At 64.5% G+C, this 17100-nt stretch carries 14 protein-coding genes and 2 pseudogenes; 1 reads left to right on the plus strand and 15 read right to left on the minus strand.

Annotated elements, in window-relative coordinates; translation table 11 throughout:
* Window positions 1-49: 49 nt before the first annotated feature.
* On the minus strand, window positions 50-1471 hold the full coding sequence (locus tag ACYCVF_RS26500) for an amidase (RefSeq protein ID WP_459601803.1): 1422 nt from the start codon (window positions 1469-1471) through the stop codon (window positions 50-52).
* A gap of 124 nt (window positions 1472-1595) precedes the next feature.
* Here ACYCVF_RS26500 and ACYCVF_RS26505 point away from each other — a divergent pair.
* Window positions 1596-2478: pseudogene (locus tag ACYCVF_RS26505) on the plus strand (LysR family transcriptional regulator).
* Window positions 2479-2490: 12 nt separating this feature from the next.
* On the opposite strand, the gene ACYCVF_RS26510 reads toward ACYCVF_RS26505, so the two are convergent.
* The 14 genes and pseudogenes from ACYCVF_RS26510 to ACYCVF_RS26575 all read right to left on the minus strand — a co-directional run bounded on the left by ACYCVF_RS26510 (window position 2491) and on the right by ACYCVF_RS26575 (window position 16988).
* The gene (locus tag ACYCVF_RS26510; protein WP_459601281.1) at window positions 2491-3426 is read right to left on the minus strand and encodes a carbohydrate kinase family protein; all 936 of its coding nucleotides are present in this window, start codon (window positions 3424-3426) and stop codon (window positions 2491-2493) included.
* A gap of 91 nt (window positions 3427-3517) precedes the next feature.
* A pseudogene (locus ACYCVF_RS26515) lies at window positions 3518-3714 on the minus strand (ribulokinase); the annotation flags it as partial.
* 33 nt (window positions 3715-3747) lie between these two features.
* Complete coding sequence (mmsB, locus tag ACYCVF_RS26520; RefSeq protein WP_028177154.1) at window positions 3748-4938, minus strand: multiple monosaccharide ABC transporter permease; 1191 nt, start codon at window positions 4936-4938, stop codon at window positions 3748-3750.
* Window positions 4935-6512: a multiple monosaccharide ABC transporter ATP-binding protein gene (gene mmsA / locus ACYCVF_RS26525; protein WP_459601283.1), complete on the minus strand. Its 1578-nt coding sequence runs from the start codon at window positions 6510-6512 to the stop codon at window positions 4935-4937. Before mmsA ends, mmsB begins: the two co-directional genes overlap by 4 nt.
* Before the next feature lie 119 nt (window positions 6513-6631).
* A complete protein-coding gene (gene chvE, locus ACYCVF_RS26530) occupies window positions 6632-7702 on the minus strand; it encodes a multiple monosaccharide ABC transporter substrate-binding protein (RefSeq protein WP_459601285.1) in 1071 nt (356 codons plus the stop codon).
* A 67-nt stretch (window positions 7703-7769) separates the two neighbouring features.
* Window positions 7770-8648, minus strand: coding sequence for an SMP-30/gluconolactonase/LRE family protein (locus ACYCVF_RS26535; protein ID WP_459606691.1), 879 nt, complete (start codon window positions 8646-8648; stop codon window positions 7770-7772).
* Complete coding sequence (locus tag ACYCVF_RS26540) at window positions 8648-9724, minus strand: aldose epimerase family protein (protein WP_459601287.1); 1077 nt, start codon at window positions 9722-9724, stop codon at window positions 8648-8650. The genes ACYCVF_RS26535 and ACYCVF_RS26540 overlap by 1 nt, the downstream gene beginning before the upstream one ends.
* Window positions 9725-9726: 2 nt before the next feature.
* A complete protein-coding gene (locus ACYCVF_RS26545; RefSeq protein WP_459601289.1) occupies window positions 9727-10653 on the minus strand; it encodes a Gfo/Idh/MocA family protein in 927 nt (308 codons plus the stop codon).
* Window positions 10650-11417, minus strand: a complete 768-nt coding sequence (locus ACYCVF_RS26550; RefSeq protein WP_459601291.1) for a FadR/GntR family transcriptional regulator — start codon at window positions 11415-11417, stop codon at window positions 10650-10652. Before ACYCVF_RS26550 ends, ACYCVF_RS26545 begins: the two co-directional genes overlap by 4 nt.
* A gap of 438 nt (window positions 11418-11855) precedes the next feature.
* Window positions 11856-13028: a fumarylacetoacetate hydrolase family protein gene (locus tag ACYCVF_RS26555; protein WP_459601293.1), complete on the minus strand. Its 1173-nt coding sequence runs from the start codon at window positions 13026-13028 to the stop codon at window positions 11856-11858.
* A gap of 101 nt (window positions 13029-13129) precedes the next feature.
* Complete coding sequence (locus ACYCVF_RS26560; protein ID WP_459601295.1) at window positions 13130-14107, minus strand: HEAT repeat domain-containing protein; 978 nt, start codon at window positions 14105-14107, stop codon at window positions 13130-13132.
* A 2-nt stretch (window positions 14108-14109) separates the two neighbouring features.
* On the minus strand, window positions 14110-14343 hold the full coding sequence (locus ACYCVF_RS26565) for a 4Fe-4S dicluster domain-containing protein (protein WP_011085981.1): 234 nt from the start codon (window positions 14341-14343) through the stop codon (window positions 14110-14112).
* Window positions 14344-14370: 27 nt separating this feature from the next.
* Window positions 14371-16113 carry a fumarate reductase/succinate dehydrogenase flavoprotein subunit gene (locus tag ACYCVF_RS26570; RefSeq protein ID WP_459601297.1) on the minus strand — a complete coding sequence of 581 codons (1743 nt, stop codon included), beginning with the start codon at window positions 16111-16113 and terminating at the stop codon, window positions 14371-14373.
* A 101-nt stretch (window positions 16114-16214) separates the two neighbouring features.
* Complete coding sequence (locus ACYCVF_RS26575; protein WP_459601299.1) at window positions 16215-16988, minus strand: ferredoxin--NADP reductase; 774 nt, start codon at window positions 16986-16988, stop codon at window positions 16215-16217.
* Window positions 16989-17100: the final 112 nt, after the last annotated feature.

Raw genomic sequence — 17100 nt, forward strand, 5'->3', positions numbered from 1 at the left:
CAACATGTCCGGACGCCTGAGGCAAGCTCTTTGCTGCATGCTCCTCTCCTCACGCGGGCCAACGCGAGAGAAGATCGTGCGAGGCCTCGACCAGCGCGCTCGCACGCAGCAGTTCCGCGTCGGCGCGGAAGCGGCCGACGAGCTGAAGCCCGATCGGCAGACCGTCGCGGCCGAAACCGCTGGGTAGGCTCACGGCCGGATGGCCGGTCATGTTGAACGGCATGGTCCATGGGAACCAGTGCGGCCGGACACTGTCGAAATGCTTGCCGTCGATCTCGATGGTGCCGAACAGGTCCTGCTCGATCGGCAATGCGGTGCGCGTCAGTGTCGGCATCGCCAACAGGTGCCCGCGCGCAAGCAGCGATTGCACCCGCCTGAACAGCGCGGTGCGCGCGAACATCGCTTCCTGGTAGTCGACGCCGCTGACCTCGGTGGCGAGCGCAAGCTGCTTGAGGAACGCCTCGCTCAGCTCGTCCTTGTGCTCGGTCGCCAGCTTTGCGAAGCGCGTGCGCCAGACCGTGTGGTTGATGGCACGCCAGATCGGCTCAACGTCGAAACCGTCGCCGGAGAATTCCTCCAGCTCTGCGCCAAGGCTCGCCAGCCTGTCGAGGCTCGCCTTGAAATTGGCGGCGACGTCAGTGGACACCGGACGGCCCGGCGGCGTCAGGCAGTATAGGATCCTCTGCCCGCGCAGATCGCCGCGCGGGGCGGCGGTGCCGACAAAATCGGGCGCGGGAACGCCAATCGACCAAGGATCGCTGGCATCCTCGCCCGACATCGCCTGCATCATCAACGCGGTGTCGGCGACGGTGCGGGTGGTCGGCGTGACATAGGTCTGGTTGCCGAACGCATCCAGCGCCTGGCTGTGCGGGATGACGCCGTTGCTCTGCTTCAAGCCCACCACGCCGTTGCAGGCGGCCGGAATTCGCGTAGAGCCGCCACCGTCGGTCGCGATGGCAAGCGGCGCGATGCCGCTAGCAACGGCGACCGCGGCGCCGCCGCTGGAGCCGCCGGAGGACCGGCGTGCGTCCCACGCATTGCGGGTGCGACCGAACAGGGGCGAGTCAGTGAGGCACTTGCTGCCGAATTCCGGCGTCGTGGTCTTGCCGATCAGGATCGCGCCCTCGCTGCGCAGTCGCGCCACCGCCACGGCATCCTCGTTAGGGACATTATTCTTGTAGGGAACGGCCCCGAAGGTGGTCTTGACGCCCTTGGTCTTGACGATGTCCTTGACGGTGAAAGGGATGCCGTGCAGCAGGCCGAGCGGTTCGCCGGCCGTCACCTTGCGCTCGGCCTCGCGCGCCGCTGCCATCGCCTCATCGCCGCACAGGGTTATGAAGCAGTTGAGCTCAGGCTGCAGCGCCTCGGCGCGCGCAAGAACGGCTCGGACGATCTCGACCGGCGAAATCCGCTTTCCGGCGATGAGGCCGCGCAGCTCGGTTGCCGACAAGCGACAGGGATCGCCATTCATGGTCACATCGCGCTCCGAAGCGGGCCGCCATTGGCCCGAAGACATTGACAGCAAGAATGACAGCCTTGTTAACTCGCCGTCCAATACAATTTTGGTCGTCGTCCCATATGTTTTCGGTATGCCAATGGATCTTCGCCGGCTCCGCTATTTCGTCGCCGTCGCCGAGGCGCGCAGCGTCGGCAAGGCCGCCGAGCGGCTGCGGATGGCGCAGCCACCGCTCTCGGTGCAGATCCGCAAGCTCGAGGCCGAAGTCGGCGCGCCGCTGTTCCGCCGCGGCACGCGCGGCATGGACCTGACCGAGGCCGGCCAGGCCCTGCTAACGCGTGCCGGAGAAGCGCTGGCGTTGGCGGCCGACGGCGTCGAAGCCGCGCGCGCGGTCGCAGCCGGAAAGCGCGGACGGATCTCTGTCGGATACATGTTCGCACTGGCGAATGCGATGCTGCCGCGCCTGATCCCGGAGTTGCGACGGTCCATTCCCGGCGTCGACCTCGACTTCGCCGAGCTCAGTGCATCGACGCGCGAGGCACGGCTGCTCGACCGCAGCGTCACGGTCGCGCTGTGCATGCCGGCGATCAACCATCCCGAGATCCAGGTGGCGCGGATCGGCGCGCAACCTCTCATGCTGGCGATGCCGGTCCGCTCGCCGCTCTCTCGGCGCGGTGCCGATGGCGAAATTGCACGGCCGACCGCTGATCGCGCTGCCGCGGCCGGACCAGGATGCCGCCTCCTCTGCGGTGACGGCGTTGCTGCGGCGACATCAGGTGGTGATGCCGATCGCCAGCCGGGTGGAGACCGTGCACTCGGCGATGAGCCTCGTGCTGGCCGGCGAGGGGTTTGCGATCCTGCCCGCCTGCGCCAAGCTCGGCGCGCCGCGAGGCATCGTGTTCCGGCCGCTGCGGGATGCAACCGACTCCATCGACATTGCGGTGTGCTGGCGGCGGGACTCACACAGCCCGCTGATCCGAACCTTTCTCAAATGCGCCGAGAAAGTGGTCGCCCGGCTGTGAGCCAGCACTCCCCTACGGACTCCATGTGATCTCATGGCTCCACGGTGGATCGGCGCCCGGGCGGGTGCAGGTCAAGCCGGCGCAATTGGCGGCAAAGGACAGTGCGCGGCGGAGTTCGTCCGCTCCGATGTCCTTTAGTCGCGGCCGAGCGATGCGCCCCTGCTTGCTCAGGGCGAAGAGCAGCGCCGCCTGAAAACTGTCGCCGGCGCCGATGGTGTCGGCGACCTCGACCTTTAGCGCGGGGACTTCGATCTGCCCTGCCCTGGCGTGCCACGCAATCGCGCCATCGTTGCCACGGGTGATGACGATTAGGCTTGTGCCCTGTGCGAGCAGCGTGTTCGCACGCCGATGATACGACTCGTCGCCGAAAAGATAGGCGAAATCGACGTCCGACATCTTGATGAGATCGGCGCTTCGCGCGAACTCGCTCATGCGCGTGACATAGGCCGGCTTGTCGCTGACGAGGTTCGGACGGCAGTTCGGATCGAAGCAGATCGTGGCCGAAGCGCGCGCGTCTGCGATCAGCGCCTTGGTCTCGGCCGCGCCGTGGTCGTTGATTAGCGTGGTCGAGCCGACATGGACGGCTTCGACACTTGCGAATGGAATGGACCCGCGCCGATAGGTCCAATTCCGCGCCGCGGTCTCGGCATCATAGAACGCGTAGTGCGACTCACCCGCGACGGTGCGGATGAAGGCGAGCGTTGTCTGGTGATCGCTGCGCGTGGCGAAACCCAGCTCGACCTGCGAGGCCGCGGCATGATCGGCGATCATCCGTCCGAACAGGTCGGTCGAGATGCCGCCGACGAAGCCGGCCGGCGCGCCCAGCCGCGCCATGCCGATCGCGACGTTGAAGCAGGAGCCGCCGACGGCGGGCATCAGAGCCTCGCGTCCCTCCGTGTTTCGCGTCGGCACGAAATCGATCAGCGCATCGCCGCAGGTGATCAGCATCCGCTACAACCTCTCACGACGTCGCGCATCGCCGCGCGGCTGCCGCGATCGACTCACGCAGCAGCTTGTAGACCCCACACGTCCGGACATGAGACTTGGCCAGATGACGCTTCAGCCACAACAAATTTGGCGTCTCCATCTCGGGCCAGATCGAGCCCCCGATATGGCGTAGCACGCCCCGGTCTCGTTGATCAGTCGCACCTCGGTCGCGGTGCGATGGTCCATCCATAGGATGATGCCGCGTTGGGGATCGTCGGGCGCGTTGACGATGATCGGCTCGCCGCCCGGTGATGAGCGCGGTCTTGTCGCTCGACAGCTCCCTCATCTCCGCTGATTGTACACGTCGATGCACACCGCCCCCAGCAGCACCAGGCCCTTGATGACCTGCTGGTAGTCGATGCCGATGCCCAGGATGGACATGCCGTTGTTCATCACGCCCATGATCATGGCGCCGACCACGGCGCCGCCGACGCGCCCCACGCCGCCATAGGCCGAGGCGCCGCCGATGAAGCAGGCGGCGATGACGTCGAGCTCGAAGCCGAGGCCGGCCTTCGGGGTCGCGGTGTTGAGGCGCGCGGCGAAGACGAGGCCGGCGAGCGCGGCGAGCACGCCCATGTTGACGAAGGTCAGGAACGTCAACCGCTCGGTCTTGATGCCCGACAGGCTCGCCGCCTTGGCGTTGCCGCCGACCGCATAGATCTGCCGCCCGATCACGGTGCGCCGGGTCACGAAGCCGTAGAGCGCGATCAGCGCGCCCATGATCACCAGCACGTTCGGCAGGCCGCGGTGCGAGGCGATCAGATAGGTGAAGTAGAGCACCGCGCAGGCCAGCAGGATGCTCTTGCCGAGGAAGAACGCATAGGGCTCGACCTCGATTCCGTGCGATTGCTCGCGCGACCTCCCCTTGGCGCTGGCATAAACCAGGCCGAGCGCGAGCACGGCGCCGATCAGCATGGATGTCGGATGCAACGTGCCGGCCTCGGGCAACAATTCCGGAATGAAGCCGGAGGACAATTTCTGGAACGTCGCCGGGAACGGCCCGAGCGACTGGCCCTGCAGCACCGCGAGCGCAAGGCCCTTGAACACCAGCATCCCCGCCAAGGTGACGATGAAGGACGGGATCTTGAAATAGGCCACCCAATAGCCCTGCGCCGCGCCGATGGCGGCACCGACCAAAAGGCAGGCGATGAAGGCGAGCGTGTAGTCGACTTTGTAAGTCACCATCAGCACCGCGGCCACGGCGCCGATGAAGCCTGCGACCGAACCGACCGAGAGGTCGATATGGCCGGTGACGATCACCAAGAGCATGCCGAGCGCCATGATGACGATGTAGCTGTTCTGCAGCACCAGGTTGGTGAGGTTGAGCGGCTGCAGCAGCGTGCCGCCGGTCACGACCTGGAAGAACAGCATGATCGCGATCAGCGACATCAGCATGCCGTAATTGCGCAGATTGTTCTTGATGAAGCTGCCGTGCCGGCGCTCCTCGGGCAGCGACACCGTCTTGTCGGTCATGGCTGCGTTCCTCCCATCTCCACGGCCTCGGGCGCGCCGTTTCCATTGCTTCGTTCATTGCGCATGATGGCGCGCATGATCTTTTCCTGCGTCGCCTCTGAGCCCTTGAACTCCCCGACGAAGGCGCCGTCGTTCATGACGCAGATGCGGTCGCAGATGCCGAGCAGCTCGGGCATCTCCGAGGAGATCACCACGACGCCGCGGCCGGCCTCCGCCAATTCGTTGATGATACAGTAAATCTCATACTTGGCACCGACGTCGATGCCCCTTGTCGGCTCGTCCAGGATCAGCACCTTGGGGTCCGTCATCAGCCATTTCGACAGCACGACTTTCTGCTGGTTGCCGCCGGAGAGCTGGCCGGTCTCCTGGTAGACGTCGGAGCAGCGGATGCGCATGCGGTTGCGGTAATCGCTGGCGACTTTCAGCTCGGCGATGTCGTCGATCACCCGCCGCGGCGCGACCTGGTCGAGGCTGGCGAGCGTGATGTTCTTGCGGACGTCGTCGGCGAGGATCAAACCGAGCTGCTTGCGATCCTCGGTGACATAGGCGAGGCCGGCGTCGATCGCGGCCGCGACGCTCGGCAGCACCATCTCCCTGCCTTCGAGCCGGAGAGAGCCGCTGATCGTCGTGCCCCAGGAGCGGCCGAACAGGCTCATGGCGAATTCGGTTCGGCCGGCGCCCATGAGGCCGGCGATGCCCACGACCTCGCCACGCCTGACGCTGAAATTGACGTTCTTGATCACCTGCCGCTCGGGATGAATGGGGTGATAGACCGACCAATTATCGACGGTGAGGACGGGTTCGCCGATCTTCGCGCTGCGCTCCGGGAAGCGGTGCGCGAGATCGCGATTCACCATGCTGCGGATGATGCGGTCCTCCTGGATCGGCTCGGCGTGGCAATCGATGCTGTCGACGGTGCGGCCGTCGCGCAGCACCGTGATGTGGTCGGCGACCTTGGCGACCTCGTTCAGCTTGTGCGAGATCAGGATCGAGCCGATGCCCTGCTCGCGAAACTTCATGAGGCGCTCGAGCAGCGCGGCGCTGTCGGCCTCGTTGAGGCTCGCGGTCGGCTCGTCCAGGATCAGCATGCGCACCCGCTTGGACAGCGCCTTTGCGATCTCGACCAGCTGTTGTTTCCCGACCCCGAGATCCGTGATCAGTGTATCCGGCGATTCCTTCAAGCCGACCTGCGCCAGGAGTTCCCGCGTGCGCCGGTAGACCTCATCGCGGTCGATCACCCCGAGCTTCGACGGCGGATGCGACAGGAAGATGTTCTCGGCGATCGACATCAGCGGGATCAGCGCCAGCTCCTGGTGGATGATGATGATGCCGAGCGCCTCGGAATCATTGATGTCGCGGAAGCGCCGCTCCTCGCCCTCGAAGACGATGGTGCCCTCGTAGCTGCCATGCGGATAGACCCCGCTCAGCACCTTCATCAGCGTCGATTTGCCGGCGCCGTTCTCACCGACCAGCGCGTGGATCTGCCCGGCCTCGACCTTAAAGTTGACATCGCGCAGTGCCTGCACACCGGCAAAGCTCTTGCTGACGTTGCGCATCTCCAGCATTGCGGTCATTGGATCGTGTCCCTGGAATGTTCGCCGTCGTTCCGGGGCGCCCCATGGGCGAACCCGGAACCTCGAGATTCCGGGTTCGATGCTTCGCATCGCCCGGAATGACTGGGCAAAGCAGAGTCTTACTGGAATTGCGACTTCTTGTAGTAGCCGCTGTCGACCAGGACCTTCTCCCAATTGTCCTTGTAGACCACCACCGGCTTGAGCAGATAGGACGGCACGGTCTTGACGCCGTTCTCGTAGGTCTTGGTGTCGTTGACGGCGACCTCTTTGCCGGCGAGCGCCGCGTCGACCATGTCGGCCGTGACCTTGGCGAGGTCGCGGGTGTCCTTGAAGATGGTCGAGTACTGATCGCCGCGCAGCATCGCTTTGATCGATGGCACTTCGGCATCCTGGCCCGAGATGATCGGCATCGGCTGGCCGGCACTGCCGTAGCCGACGCCCTTCAGCGAGGAGATGATGCCGATCGAGATGCCATCATAGGGCGACAGTACGGCATTGATCTTCTTGTTGCCGTAGTAGGCGCTGAGCAGGTTGTCCATGCGGGCCTGGGCGGTTGCGCCGTCCCAGCGGAGCGTCGCGACCTTGTCCATACCCATCTGGCCCGAGGCGACGACGAGCTTGCCGCTGTCGATGTAGGACTTCAGCACGCTCATCGCGCCGTTGTAGAAGAAGTAGGCGTTGTTGTCGTCGGGGGAGCCGCCGAACAGCTCGATGTTGAACGGACCCTTGCCCTCCTTCAGCCCGAGCCCCTGCTCGATCGACTGCGCTTGCAAGACGCCGACCTGGAAATTGTCGAAAGTCGCGTAGTAGTCGACGTTCGGCGTGCCGCGGATCAGGCGGTCGTAGGCGATCACAGTGATGCCCTTTGCCTTCGCCTGCTTGAGCACATCGGACAGCGTGGTGCCGTCGATCGCGGCGATCACCAGCGCTTTAGCGCCCTTGGTGACCATGTTCTCGACCTGCGAGAGCTGGTTCGGAATGTCGTCCTCGGCATACTGCAGGTCGGTGTTGTAGCCGCGTTCCTTCAGCACCTTGACCATGTTGTTGCCGTCGTCGATCCACCGCGCCGACGACTTCGTCGGCATGGCGATGCCAACTGTCGCCTTCTGGGCAAAGGCCGTGACGCCCGTGGCCATCGTCGCAGCGCCGGCCAGCGCCAGCGCGAAAAATGTCGTCTTCAGTTTCAACATGTTTCACTCCCTTGGATGTCAGACTGTTTTCTTGGTGGCGAGAACGTGGTCGTGGGTTTCTGGTCTCCTATGCGAGCTTGGCGTCGGGTTCCGCGCGGCCGCGGGCGGATGCCTCCAACAAAAAAGTGCAACCGGCTTGCGGATCGGCGGCGCGCGCGCGCGCGTCCATGTCCTGCCAGGCAGAGGTGACGAGGAGGCGCGACAGATCGGGACCGACGAAGGCCGGACAACTCGCCTGCCTTGCCGGCACGCTCAGCGAACGCAGACGCTCACCTTGCGGAGAATAGACATCGATACGGCTCGCGCCCCAGCAGGCATTCCAGATCCGTCCATCGGCGTCGCACACCGAGCCGTCGAACCCGCCGATGCCGGTGTGGCGCAGCAGCACCTCGGGCTCGGCGCGCGGCAGGCCGGTCGCTGGATTGAGCGGAACGGCGTAGAGCACGGCGCGCGCGCTATCGGCGAAGTAGCCGATCGCACCATCCGGCGAGAAGCAGATCGAGTTGGGAATACTGATGCGGGGGAACAGCAGCGAGATCTTGCCGCGGTGAAAGGCGTAGATCGCGCCTGCCCCCGGCTCCGCCTTGCGTCCCATGGTGCCGATCCAGAACGTGCCGGACTGATGCACCCGCGCATCGTTGGAGCGGGTCACGGTATTGTCGGCTTCGAGCGGGCAGAACAGCGTCATCGCGCCATCAGCGAGCTTGCGGATGTAGAGACCGTCCTCCGCGACGATCAGTTGGCGCTCCGCATCGATGCGTCCGAGCGCGCTCGCCATCCGGCCGAGCGCGTGGACGCAAATGCTGCCGTTGCCGAGTTGCGCCTCGAACAGCAGCCCTTCACGGATGTCGAACCACCAGGCAGTATCGGTGGTCACGTCATAGGTCGGCCCTTCGCCGAGATGGCAAGGATGGTCCGAGAGCACAGTCGTGGGCACCTGTTCCATCATGGTGACCTCGCTGAAAGGCGATAGACCGTATGATGGCGATAGACTTCGCCGGGGTCGAGGCGCGGGCTCGGGAAGTCCGGCCGGTTCGGCGCGTCCGGCCAGATGTGAGGCTCCAGGCACATGGCGTCCGATTGACGAATGAGCCTGCCGCCCTTCCCCGAGGTCGTGCCATCGAGATAATTGCCGGAATAGACCTGGAGCCCGGGCTGATCGGTGAACAGCTCCAGGATGCGTCCCGAGCGCGGGGCCTCCAGCCGGGCGGCGAACGCGAGCTTGCCGTCGCAGGCGAGGCAGTAGGTGTGGTCGTAGCCCCTGCCGTTCTGCAATTGCTGATCGCTCTCACGGATCCGCTCGCCGACCGCCCGCGGCTCACGGAAGTCGAACGGCGTGCCGGCAACGCTGCGCGGCGGCTCCGGCAGCGGAATGGCGGTCGCATCGATCGCCAGGAGATGGTCTGCGGCGACGGTCAGCTTGTGGTCGAGAATGGACGTACCCGAGGTCGCACCCTCGAGGTTGAAGAAGCTATGGTTGGTGAGGTTGACGATGGTCGGCCGGTCCGTCCGCGCCTCCATGATGAGGGACAGTTCGGCCGAGCCGGTGACGCGGTAGGTCAGGCGCACATCGAGCCGGCCGGGGTAGTTCTCTTCGCCATGCGGGCTGACATAGGTGAGCATCACCGCGGGTTCGGCACCCGCGTCGATGTCCGCAATCTCCCAGAGCTTGCGGTCGAATCCATCGAGGCCGCCGTGCAGCGCATTGGGGCCGTTGTTGACGGCAAGCTGCACCGTCTCGCCGTCGAGCGAAAACTGGCCCTTGGCAATGCGGTTGGCGTAGCGGCCGACGGTCGCGCCGAAAAACTTCCGTTCGGCGAGATAGCCGGCGAATACGTCATGGCCCAGCACGACGTCGTCGAGGCCATCCCGCGCGTCCGGCGCGATCAGCGCCTGAAGCACGGCGCCATGCGTGATGATCCGTGCCTCGAAGCCGCCCTCCCCGCGCAGTACGACGCGTTCGACCTTGCGGCCGTCCGGCAGCGCCCCGAAGACGTCTCTCGTGATTTTTGATGCGGCCATGTTCAGTCCACAAACGGCTCGACGATCGTGCGCTTGCCCAGCAGGAAGGCGTCGGCGACGAGACGCAGCGGGGTCAGATCGACGTCACTTGCGCCGCTCGCTGCGAGAACGACGAAGCGCCGGTAAAGTCCGCGGTATTCCTCATCGGGCGCCTCGGCGAGCACCTTGCCATCGACGGCCATGCACGCGCCACCGCGGGACAGAGTTAGCCGGCCGCGATCGGTTTCGACAAGAATATCCCAGCTCTGCGGCCCGGTCTGGCGAAAGTCGAACTCGGCGGTCACAGGCAGACCGCTGATGTCAGTCAGTGTGAGGTTCGCCGCGATCGGCGCCTGACAGTTGGCAGGAAAGGCCAATTCGGCCGCGGTGACGAACACGGGCTTCGGCAGAATTTTGGTCAGGATCGAGAGCGCATTGATGCCTGGATCGAACACGCCGAGACCGCCCGGCTCCCAGATCCAGGCCTGGCCGGGGTGCCAGACGCGGACGTCTTCCTTCCAGCTGATGTGCACGGAGGTGATGCGGCACTCGGCGAGCCATTGCCGCGCCGGTTCGACCGCCGGCGCATGGCGAGAATGCCAGGCTGCAAACAGCGTCCGCTTCGCATCTGCCGCCATCGCGATCAACGGATCGAGCTCGGCAACACCGGTGCCGGGCGGCTTCTCCAGCATGACATGTTTGCCGGCGGCGAGGGCTGCCGCAGCCTGGGTCCGGCGCACCTGTGGTGGAGTGCAGAGCGACACCGCGTCGATCGTCGGCCCCTTTTCCAGGAGTTCTTCGAGGGTGGCGAAATGCGGCAGGCCCGGCAGCGAGGCGTTGCGGCTCGCGACCGCCGCCAGCGTTGCACCCGAGGTCGCCGCGATCGCGCCGACATGCTGGTCGCGCGCGATCTTGCCGAACCCGACGATGGCGATGCGAAGCTCGGTCACGATCGTTCTCCAGATTTCAACGCCTCGGCCGTCGCGGCCTCGATCACCGCGCCCTCATGGCGATGCATGCCGTTGTGAATGACAAAGACCATCGCCTCGGAGGCGGCGTCGGCGTCGCCCGCCGCGATGGCATCGACGATCCTCTGATGCCAGAGCAGCACGGTTTCGCGATCCGCCGACTCGACGGGGGCGCTGAGCAGGAACGAGGCGCGCAGAGCTGCCTCGATGACATGCCCGATCGAACGCATGAACAGATTGCCGGAGGCGCGCGCCACGGCCACGTGAAGCGCGAGATCGGCATCGGCAAAGCCGACCGAGTCGGAAGACTCACGTCGCATGCGCTCCATGCTGCGGCGGAGCTCGGCGAGATCCTCCTCGGACCGCTGCGCCGCCGCGAGCATGGCCGCGCGCGGCTCGACCGCAAGACGGATCTCGGCGAGATCGTTGAGGAAGCGCTTGTCGATGCCGGCGTCGAGGTGCCAGGCCAGTACGTCAGCGTCGAACATGTTCCAGGCGCCGCGCTCGCGCACGACGGTGCCGACGCGCGCCTTGGTGGTGAGCAGACCCTTGGCGACCAGCGTCTTCACGCTCTCCCGCAGCACCGGCCGCGACACGCCGAACATCGCGATCATCTCTGCATCGCCAGGTAGGCGCGTCCCCTCCGCGTAGCGGCCGGCAATGATGTCGACTCCAATCGAGCGCGCGACCTCCGCGTGGTTGGAATGAGCCCGCCGCGCCGGGATGACGACGATGCGTGAGTTCATGTGGCGGCTTCCACGCTCAGCATCACTTGCTGGCCGGCAGCATGAGCAGCACAGCGGACGTGGCGCCGCCCGCCCAAGGCGCTATCGGGGTCATCAGGCGCATCTCCCAATGTCTCGTACTCGGGGTGGGTACCTTATGGTATCATAGCACCCATCGACCGGTATCATGGCATTGGTCACCACTATTTCACGGCCGGAAGGTTCCGACTAGTCATATTATTTGACTATTTTGTGGGAACGTATGGGCTTCAGGGAGCGTGGCACGATAACACACTCAAAGCGATTTTATTCTATTACCACAACGGAAAGTTGAAGGAAATCTGTAGGCCTTAATGGACGTGGCCCATTTGTGCTGGGCACGAAAACGTGGATGCCCGGGGCGAGCCTGGGCATGACGACGTTCTGCGGATTGGCCTGTGCGCTCGAAAACCGAGCGAACTAAATCAGCTTCCGCTGTGCCAGGTTCTTCATCAGTGCGCCGATGCCGAACGTCCAGGGCTCGCACTCGTCACTGGTGCGCATGCGGTTGACGAGCTTGCCGAGCTGGGGCGCTGAAATCGTGACGATGTCGTCGCGCTTGTGGGTGAATCCCTGCCCCGGCGCATCGCGATCCTTCACGGGCGCGAACATGGTGCCGAGAAAGAGCGCGAAGCCATCAGGGTATTGATGGATCTTGCCGATGGTCTGCGCGACGAGATCCGTCGGATCGCGGCTGATTTTGCTGATCGAGGAATGGCCGTCGAGAACGAAGCCGTCGGTACCCGTCACGTTCAGGCTGATGTCCAGCTTGCGCGCGTCATCCAGCGAGAACGTATCATCGAACAGGCGAAGCAGCGGCCCGATGGAGCAGGACGCGTTGTTGTCCTTGGCCTTCGACAGCAACAGCGCCGAACGCCCTTCGAAATCGCGCAGATTGACGTCGTTGCCGAGCGCGCCGCCGACGATCTTGCCGCGACTGGAGACGAACAGCACGAGTTCCGGCTCGGGATTGTTCCAGGTCGATTTCGGATGCAGGCCGGCATCCATGCCGGTGCCGACCGAAGACAATGTCGGGGCCTTGGTGAAGACCTCCGCGTCCGGACCGATTCCGACTTCGAGATACTGGCTCCAGGCGTTCTGCTCGATCAACACCTGCTTCAGGTGCATCGCCTGGTCCGAGCCAGGCTTGAGCTTGGACAGATCGTCACCGATCAGGCGCGTCACTTCCTTCCGGATCGCTTCAGCCGAAGCGGGATTGCCTTTGGCACGCTCCTCGATCACCCGCTCCAGCATCGAGATGGCGAAGGTGACGCCGGCGGCCTTCAGCGTCTGGAGGTCGACGGGTGCGAGCAACCACGGCTTTTTCGGATCGCGCTGGTCCGGCGGCGTGTTGGCGACGATCGCTTCGAGATCTCCGATGGGCTCCCCCTTGGTCGCGGCAAGGGCCTTGGCCGGATCGTCCTCTTCACACAGCGCGCTGATGGTCGAAAACTTTGCGGTGACGTCAAAGACGCCATCGCCGCGCACGGCAACGATGGCCGGACCATTCACCTGAGGCAGCCAGACACGACCAGCCAGCGATCCCCGTGTTCCATCCTCGGGCAGAAGGTCTTTCACCGTCAATGTCGTCATGGCCGCGCCCTCGCTGTTTCTAAGGACCGGCCGCGTTCACAGCGGCCGGTCCCATTGGCGAAGACCAATAAACGTCTGGCGCGGGAAGTCCAGTGCGGCGGCTATGCCCCTGTCCGCGCCTTTCGCGCCGCGATCTGCTGCAGCGCCCAGCGGGCGTTCTTGCGCACATCGGGATCGGGATCGTCAGCGATGACGGCAAGGAACGCTTCGCCGTCGGGATGGGCGATCTCCCCGAGCGCCGCAGCGGCCTCTTTCCGCAAATTGGCATGGTCGTGGTTCACGCCATGACCGATTGGACGCACCGCGCGCTCGATCTTCATCCGACCGAGACTGCGGATCGCCTTGAGTCGCACCTGCCAGAATTCGTCGGCGAGCGAGGCGATGAGCTGGTCGGCGGCGAGCGAGCCGTTGGCATTGAGGCCTAGCGTCTCGGCCGCCATCTCGCGAACCATCCAGTCCGCATCCTTCAGCGCGCGCGTGATTGTCTCCGCCGCAGGTTTCATCTGCGAGAACGCCAGCGCGCTCACGGCAGCACGGCGCACATGCGCATCGGGATCGTTGATCAGCGCGGTCAGCGCGGGGATTGATTCTTCCAGCTTGAGGAAACCGATCACGCCGATCGCCTGCACGCGCACGGCGGCATCGGAATCCTGGAGCGCTTCCAGCGCAGGCTTCAGCGTATCCTTGCGGCGCAGTTCCTTCAGCGCGCGCAATGCGCCCATGCGCACGAAGGCGTGGGCATGCCTCACCAGCGGAAGGATGATATCGGCGCAGGCGGGATCCTTGAACTCGGCCATGCTGTCGGCCGCGGCCGACGCGACGATCCTCTCGGGGTCGACCAGCAGCTTCACCAGCGCGCCTGCGGCCTCCGGCCCATCGAATTCGCCGAGCGCCATCGCGACCTGCTGCCGCACGCCGGCATCGGGATCGGCGACCATGTTGGCGAGGTGAGCGACCGCGGCGGGGTCGCCGGAATGGCCGAGCGCGATGATCGCGACACGGCGCTCGGCGGGATCTGCGGCCTGCAACCGCTCGTCGGCGTCTTCGAGATCGTCGTAGGATTCGAATGGGCTCGACATGATCACCTCAACAGATAGGGAATGTTGACGGTAACCGCGCCGGTCGGGCAGTCCGCTTCGCAAGGCATGCAGTACCAGCACTCGTCATAGGCCATGTAGGCCTTGTTGGTCATCTCGCTGATGCGCAAGACGTCGAGCGGGCAAACGTCGACGCACACGGTGCAGCCCTTGTCCGCGATGCACTTGGCGTCATCGACGACCACCGGAACCGATGTCTGATAGGAAGCGAGGGGCATCGTTGTCTCCTGTTGTTTCGCGATAGCTCAGGCGGTGGCGCGAATGCGCTGCTTGTCGTAGAGATCCTTCTCGTCGTCCGCGATCGGGACGACGTAGGGCTCGACCGCCCTCTTCTCGCTGGTCATCTTGCCGTCCCGCTTGGAGAGCAGCGTGTGGCAGAACCAGTTCTCGTTGTCCTTCTCCGGAAAATCCGTGCGCCAGTGGTAGAGGCCCCAGCGGCTCTCCTCCCGGTACAGCGAGGCATGGGCGGCCATGTCGGCGCAGTCCATGATCGACTGCACCTCGAGCGCGCGGAGCAGCTCATGCGCGTTGCGCGCGATCATGCGCTCCTGCATGTCCTCCCGCGCTTCGGCCAGGCGCCGCATGCCGAGCTCATATTTACGCGTAACCTTCGGCGGCTGGAGATAATCGTTGACGAGGCGGCGCGTCTTGTACTCGATCTGGTTCGGCGGGATGCCGTCCTCGCGCCGCGTCGGCGCCATCACGCGGTCGCGCTCGATCGCGACGTCCGCAGCATCGAACTCCGCAAAGTCGTGGCTGTCGGCGAACTCCATGGCGTCGATGCCGGCGACCGCGCCGTTGGTGAAGGCGCCGAGCATGTAGTTGTGCGGCACGCTCGCCATGTCGCCGGTGGCATAGAGGCCCGGCACGGTGGTGCGCGCATTGTCGTCGACGAACACACCGGAGGCGCTGTGGCCGGAGCAGAAGCCGATCTCCGAGATGTGCATCTCGATCGACTCGCTGCGGTAGTCGACGCCGCGCCCCTGCTGAAACAGGCCGCGGGTGGGACGCTCGACCTTGTGCAACGTCGATTCGATTTCCGAGATCGTGTCCGGGTGCAGATGCTTGAGCTGGAGGAATACCGGGCCCTTGCCGGACAGCAGCTCGTTGTAGAACTCCAGCATCATCTGGCCGGACCAGTAGTCGCACTCGATGAAGCGCGAGCCCTCGTTGTTGGCGGTGTAGGCGCCGAATGGACCTGCGACATAGGCGCAGGCCGGGCCGTTATAGTCCTTGATCAGCGGGTTGATCTGGAAGCATTCGAGGTTCGCGAGCGCCGCGCCGGCGTGATATGCCATGGCATAGCCGTCGCCGGAGTTGGCGGCGTTCTCATAGGTGCCGAACATGTAGCCCGAGGTCGGCAGGCCCAGCCGGCCGGCGGCGCCCATGCAGAGGATGACGGCCTTGGCCTTGATCACCAGCATTTCGGCCGTACGCGTGTTGACGGAGATCGCACCGGCGATGCGGCCGTCGGCGGATTTGAGCAGACGCGTCGCCATGTAGCGGTTGGAGATCAGGATGCGGGCGCGGCGGAGCTGGCGGTAGAGCGCCTTCTTCACCGTCTCGCCGTTCGGCATCGGCAGAACGTAGGTGCCGATGTGGTGCACCTTCTTGACGGCATAGTCGCCGTTCTCGTTCTTCAGGAAGCGGATACCGAAGCTATCCAGCTCTTCGATGATCCTGTAGCAATTCTGCGCGTATTTGTAGACCGCCTTCTGGTCGACGATGCCGTCGTTGGCGATGGTGATTTCCTTGGTGTACTGCTCGGGCGTCGCGTAGCCGGGAATGACGGCGTTGTTCAGGCCGTCCATGCCCATCGAGATCGCGCCGGAGCGCTTGACGTTGGCCTTTTCGAGCAGGACGACATTGGCCTTCGGATTTTTCAGCTTCGCTTTCAGCGCCGCCATCGGGCCGGCGGTGCCGCCGCCGATCACCAGCACATCGCAGGAAACCTCCGAAAGTCCGTCGACGATCTCATCTAGTGCCATCGCTTGCTCCTGGTTCGCCGGTTGCGGCGCCTTTGCATCAGATTTGTTCAGGGCGCATCCGGGCGATAGCAATTAGTTGTCGCCGGGATGCGATTTGGCCCTCAGCGCTCGACAAAGGCCTTTTCGATCACGAAATGCCCGGGCTGGCTGTGATTGCCCTCGACGAAGCCGCGCGCAGAGAACATCGCGTGGAGTTCCTCCAGCATCGCCGGGCTTCCGCACAGCATGATGCGGTCAGTTCCGATATCGAGACCGGGCTGACCGATGTCGTCAAAGAGCTGGTTGGAGGCGATCAGATCGGTGATACGGCCGCGGTTGCGGAACGGCTCGCGGGTCACTGTCGGATAGTAGACGAGCTTGTCACGGATCAGCGGCCCGAAGAATTCGTGATCGCGCAGACCTTCGACGAGGTGCTCGCCATAGGCGAGCTCGGAGACCTGGCGGCAGCCATGGGCGAGCACGATGGTTTCGTAGTCCTCATAGACGTCGGGGTCCTTGATCAGGCTGGCGAACGGCGCGAGTCCCGTGCCGGTCGAGAGCAGCAGCAGCCGCTTTCCCGGAATGAGATTGCCGGTGATCAGAGTGCCCGTCGCCTTGCGGCCGACCAGGATGACATCGCCTTCCCTGATCCTCTGGAGACGCGAGGTCAGCGGACCGTCCTGCACCTTGATCGAGAAGAACTCCAGCGCTTCCTCGTGATTGGCGCTCGCCATGCTGTAGGCGCGCATCAACGGTTTGCCCTCGACCTCGATCCCGATCATCGCGAATTGGCCGTTCTGGAATCGGAAGCCGGGATCGCGCGTCGCAGTGAAGCTGAACAGAGACTCGGTCCAGTGCCTGACCGACAAAACCGTTTCCTTTTGAAATGCGCTCATGGTCTCTCCTTGGCCATCGATGGCGCAGAAAGTCTCGGAGAGAGGCGACTCCGCAATTCGGAAGTGGAGTTCCCGGTCGATTAGTTTCACATTTCGCAGTCGGTGATTGAAG

Source organism: Bradyrhizobium cedriense (assembly GCF_054602315.1).

Bases quoted from the DNA above. Each gene is read 5' to 3' on its own strand.
- ACYCVF_RS26560 (WP_459601295.1), bottom strand. From the start codon at position 14,107: ATGTCGAGCCCATTCGAATCCTACGACGATCTCGAAGACGCCGACGAG.
- ACYCVF_RS26575 (WP_459601299.1), bottom strand. From the start codon at position 16,988: ATGAGCGCATTTCAAAAGGAAACGGTTTTGTCGGTCAGGCACTGGACC.
- ACYCVF_RS26510 (WP_459601281.1), bottom strand. From the start codon at position 3,426: ATGCTGATCACCTGCGGCGATGCGCTGATCGATTTCGTGCCGACGCGA.
- ACYCVF_RS26500 (WP_459601803.1), bottom strand. From the start codon at position 1,471: ATGAATGGCGATCCCTGTCGCTTGTCGGCAACCGAGCTGCGCGGCCTC.
- chvE (WP_459601285.1), bottom strand. From the start codon at position 7,702: ATGTTGAAACTGAAGACGACATTTTTCGCGCTGGCGCTGGCCGGCGCT.
- ACYCVF_RS26555 (WP_459601293.1), bottom strand. From the start codon at position 13,028: ATGACGACATTGACGGTGAAAGACCTTCTGCCCGAGGATGGAACACGG.
- mmsB (WP_028177154.1), bottom strand. From the start codon at position 4,938: ATGACCGACAAGACGGTGTCGCTGCCCGAGGAGCGCCGGCACGGCAGC.
- ACYCVF_RS26550 (WP_459601291.1), bottom strand. From the start codon at position 11,417: ATGAACTCACGCATCGTCGTCATCCCGGCGCGGCGGGCTCATTCCAAC.
- ACYCVF_RS26535 (WP_459606691.1), bottom strand. From the start codon at position 8,648: ATGGAACAGGTGCCCACGACTGTGCTCTCGGACCATCCTTGCCATCTC.
- mmsA (WP_459601283.1), bottom strand. From the start codon at position 6,512: ATGACCGCAATGCTGGAGATGCGCAACGTCAGCAAGAGCTTTGCCGGT.
- ACYCVF_RS26565 (WP_011085981.1), bottom strand. From the start codon at position 14,343: ATGCCCCTCGCTTCCTATCAGACATCGGTTCCGGTGGTCGTCGATGAC.
- ACYCVF_RS26540 (WP_459601287.1), bottom strand. From the start codon at position 9,724: ATGGCCGCATCAAAAATCACGAGAGACGTCTTCGGGGCGCTGCCGGAC.
- ACYCVF_RS26570 (WP_459601297.1), bottom strand. From the start codon at position 16,113: ATGGCACTAGATGAGATCGTCGACGGACTTTCGGAGGTTTCCTGCGAT.